This window comes from Geomonas sp. (assembly GCF_056994735.1).
This window is the reverse complement of sequence record NZ_JBXKJL010000294.1, coordinates 1-3,473: the sequence shown is the minus strand read 5'-3', so window position 1 is coordinate 3,473 and position 3,473 is coordinate 1. Positions and strand designations below refer to the sequence as shown.

Sequence of the window (3,473 nt, the reverse complement as noted above, 5' to 3'; positions counted from 1 at the left end):
AGCGCCGGAGGATGGCCCTGCAGGAGGGATACGTCGAATTCCGTGGAAGGTTGGTGGAATCCGAGTCCTATCCCCTTCATATACGCTTCCTTGCGGGTCCAGCAGCGATAAAAAGCTTCGATCTGCCCGCTCTCCGGCAGGCTGAAGAGCTCTTCCTGCTCACGCGGTGAAAAATAACGCTCGGCCATGGGACGGAATTCCAGATCCTGCCGCACCTGCTCGAGATCGATGCCGACCTCCCTTCCGCGACTGAGTGCCACGAGCAGGTAATCACCTGCATGTGCCACGCTGAAAGTGAGCCCCCCCGACCGGGTCTTCAGTCTTGGCTTCCCGAATTCCCCTTCACAGAGTGTGACCCCCGAAGGTTCCTCACCCAACTCGGCTCCCAGGATTTCCCGCACGATCCCGCGTCCCGCGAAGAATCTCTCCCGCCGCGCCTTGTCCAGCAACCTCTTCCCACGGTGCAATTCATCTTCGCTGAGAAAGGTCCGCAGCCGTGCCAGTTCGGCCTCGTCAACCACAAGTGAGGCGAGCCTTGTATCAAGCGGGCCCCCGATCATCTCGCGTCCCTGTCGAACCACTCCTTGAGCCGCCTCAGACCTTCCTCGATCGATACCGTCGGCTGGTATCCCAGATCCCTTCTTGCCGCCGAAAGGTTGAACCAGTGCGCGGTCGACAACTCCTTCGCCGCGAACCTGGTCATCGGCGGTTCCCCTGACAGGCGGAAGATCTTCCAAAGAGCCTCGCAAACGTTGCCGACTGCATAGGCAAGCCCCGGCGAAACGGTACGGGTTACCGGTGGAACTCCCGCCGCGGCAAGGATGCGGTTGACCATCTCCCAAAGGGGGAGGGGCTCACCGTTGGAGATGAAATAAGCCTTCCCCGCCAATGGCGCGCCAGGCGCCAGCCTGTCGGCAGCATTGAGGTGGGCGAGTGCGGCGTTTTCGACATAAACGGTATCGACCAGGCAGGGCCTGCTTCCTATCCGCCTCAGCTTCCCGGCGCGCCCCTTGGCCACGATGCGCGGCACAAGGTGGTTGTCGCCCGGCCCCCAGATTAGATGCGGACGCAGCGAGACAGTGGCCAGCGTCCCGGAGTTGGCCGCGAGTACCGCCTGTTCCGCCAGTGCCTTGGTCTGCGGATAGAAGGCCTCGAAATGGCCGGGATAGGGGAGCCGTTCATCCCCCCCCTCGACATCGGAGCCGTCGAAGACGACGCTGGGCGAACCGGTGTAGACCAGGCGGGGGATGGAGTTGAGCAGGCAGGCGGCGATGACGTTCCCGGTCCCGACCACGTTCGCCCGGTGGTATTCCTGGTAGTCACCCCAGATTCCTGCCTTGGCGGCGACATGAAAGACGATGTCGCATCCCTTGGCCGCCTCGGCGACCGCGCCGGCGTCGGAGAGGTCGCCGCAACTCTGCTCGACGCCGAGTGCGGTCAATTCCTGGTAGCCACCCCTGGAGAAGCTGACGACCTGGTCGCCGCGGGCCAGTAGCTGCCGCACGATGGCCGATCCGAGGAAGCCTCCGCCGCCGGTGACGAGCGCTTTCATTTCAGGTTCTCCGCCGCCCACACGGCCAGTTTCTCCCTGAAAATCTTGGCGTTATGCCGGATATCGACCGGGAAGGCGGGGTGGAAGAGGATGGTGTCAATGGAGTGGGTATGGATATGGTCGCGGGCGATGGCGAGAAGTTCCTCCCGCACCGTCTTCTCGTCGACCGTCAACCCTTTTTCCAGTTCGACGCACAACACCGGCTTCTTGTCGCCCGGGGTGCCGACGCCGACCAGCGCGCTCCTGTAGACCTGGGGATGGGTATTGAAGACCGCTTCACAGGGTATGGTGAAGAGGGGGCCGTTGGCGGTCTCGACCCGGTGGGACTTGCGGCCGCAGAACCAGACTCGTCCGTCTTCGTCACGCCCGCCGAGATCGCCCATGCGGTGGAAGAAGGAACCGGTCTCGGGATCCAGGATCTTTGCTGCGTGGTCAGCCTCGGGACGGTTGTAGTAGCCCCGGGTTACCTGCTTCCCCTGCACGATGATCTCGCCGATCTTACCGGTCGGCACCCGCATCGACTCGTCATAGTAATAGACCGGATCGTCCGTTATCTCGATCACTTCCAGCCGGATCCCCTCGACGGGATAGCCGACACATACGCCGCCGCCGGCGTCGGTGATCTGCCGCGTGCTGCCCAGGATCTCGCTGCTCCCGATGGAACAGACGGGAAGGGCTTCGGTGGCGCCGTAGGGGGTGAAGACCTCGACGCCGGGATTGAGCATGCTGGTGAAGCGCTCCAGGACTGCCGCAGGAACCGGCGCACCGGCGGAGATCGCCCGCTTCAGCGTGGGGAGCTTTACGTCGTGCTCGACACCATATCTGCTCACGCGGTTGATGAGGGCCGGCGAGCCGAACATGGTGGTGACGCCGTATTTCTGGATGGCACCGATGATCTTGACGGGGTCTACCGAGCCCGGCCTGGTGAAATCCATTTCCGGGATCACGGCGGTCATGCCGAGCGCCGGTGCGAAAAGGGCGAAGAGCGGGAAGGTGGGGAGGTCGATTTCCCCCGGCTCGATGCCGTAGACTTTGCGCAGAGCCTCGACCTGTGCCGCGAAGTTGCCGTGGCTGTAAACGGCTCCCTTCGGCGCACCCGTGCTCCCGCTGGTGAAGAGGATGGCGGCGACGTCGTCGTGCTGCGTCGGTGCCAGTTGGAAGGGGAGGTCTTCCGGAGTTTTCCTGATGATGGCGGAGAGAGTGGTGCCGCCCCAACCGAGGCGCGGGCCGACGGTGACCAGGCTGCGGAGGGACGTCTTGCCCCAGCCGAAGATGAGGCGGGCTATGTGGGCCTTGGGTATCCCGATGAAGGCATGCGGCTGCGCTTCCGCCATGCAGGTTTTCAGGTTCCTGATGCCGAGACCCGGATCGATCAGGACAGGAACGGCGCCGACCTTGAAGAGGGCGAAGGTGAGGGCGAAGAACTCCGGGCTGGGAGTGACCATGAGAACGGTGCGCACGCCGCGGCAGATGCCGACTCCGATCAGTCCACAGGCGATCCTGTCGCTCAGCTTGTCCAGTTCGGAGAAGCTCATGCGGCGGTTTTGCCGGGGGAAGATGATGGCCGTCGCCTCCGGCTGTCGCCTTGCCATCTCGGGCAAGTGTGCGGCGATATTTACCAACTCACGGTTAGACATTCGGTTCCTTTTGGGTATCCGTCTGTTTCAGAAACTCTTCGTCCATTCCCATGGTGAACGCAGGGAATATCTTCCCCCGGGGCTGCTTAGTCCCCTTGTTAAGCTGCTTAGTCCCCCCTTGTTAAAGGGGGGGGTAGGGCAGCGTTGTCCGGTTAGCTACTTGCACCTGCCCATTTCTCCACAGTTCAAGCTCCCCCTCGCCCTCCGGGAGAGGGTCGGGGTGAGGGAAGCCCGTATCTCCGAGGCACTTGCCCTCACCCCTGCCCTCTCCCATAGGGAGAGGG

3 protein-coding genes are annotated in these 3,473 nt (G+C 63.0%); all 3 read right to left on the bottom strand.

Annotated features, from left to right (window positions below; all coding sequences use genetic code 11):
* Nucleotides 1-560 (bottom strand): 4'-phosphopantetheinyl transferase family protein (locus AC11W3_RS13185; RefSeq protein ID WP_484093133.1); only part of this gene is annotated, 560 nt, incomplete at its 3' end.
* On the bottom strand, nt 557-1,552 hold the full coding sequence (locus tag AC11W3_RS13180) for an NAD-dependent epimerase/dehydratase family protein (RefSeq protein ID WP_484089245.1): 996 nt from the start codon (nt 1,550-1,552) through the stop codon (nt 557-559). The genes AC11W3_RS13180 and AC11W3_RS13185, both read right to left, overlap by 4 nt.
* The gene (locus tag AC11W3_RS13175) at nt 1,549-3,189 is read right to left on the bottom strand and encodes a fatty acid CoA ligase family protein (protein ID WP_484089246.1); all 1,641 of its coding nucleotides are present in this window, start codon (nt 3,187-3,189) and stop codon (nt 1,549-1,551) included. Before AC11W3_RS13175 ends, AC11W3_RS13180 begins: the two co-directional genes overlap by 4 nt.
* Nucleotides 3,190-3,473 lie beyond the last annotated feature (284 nt).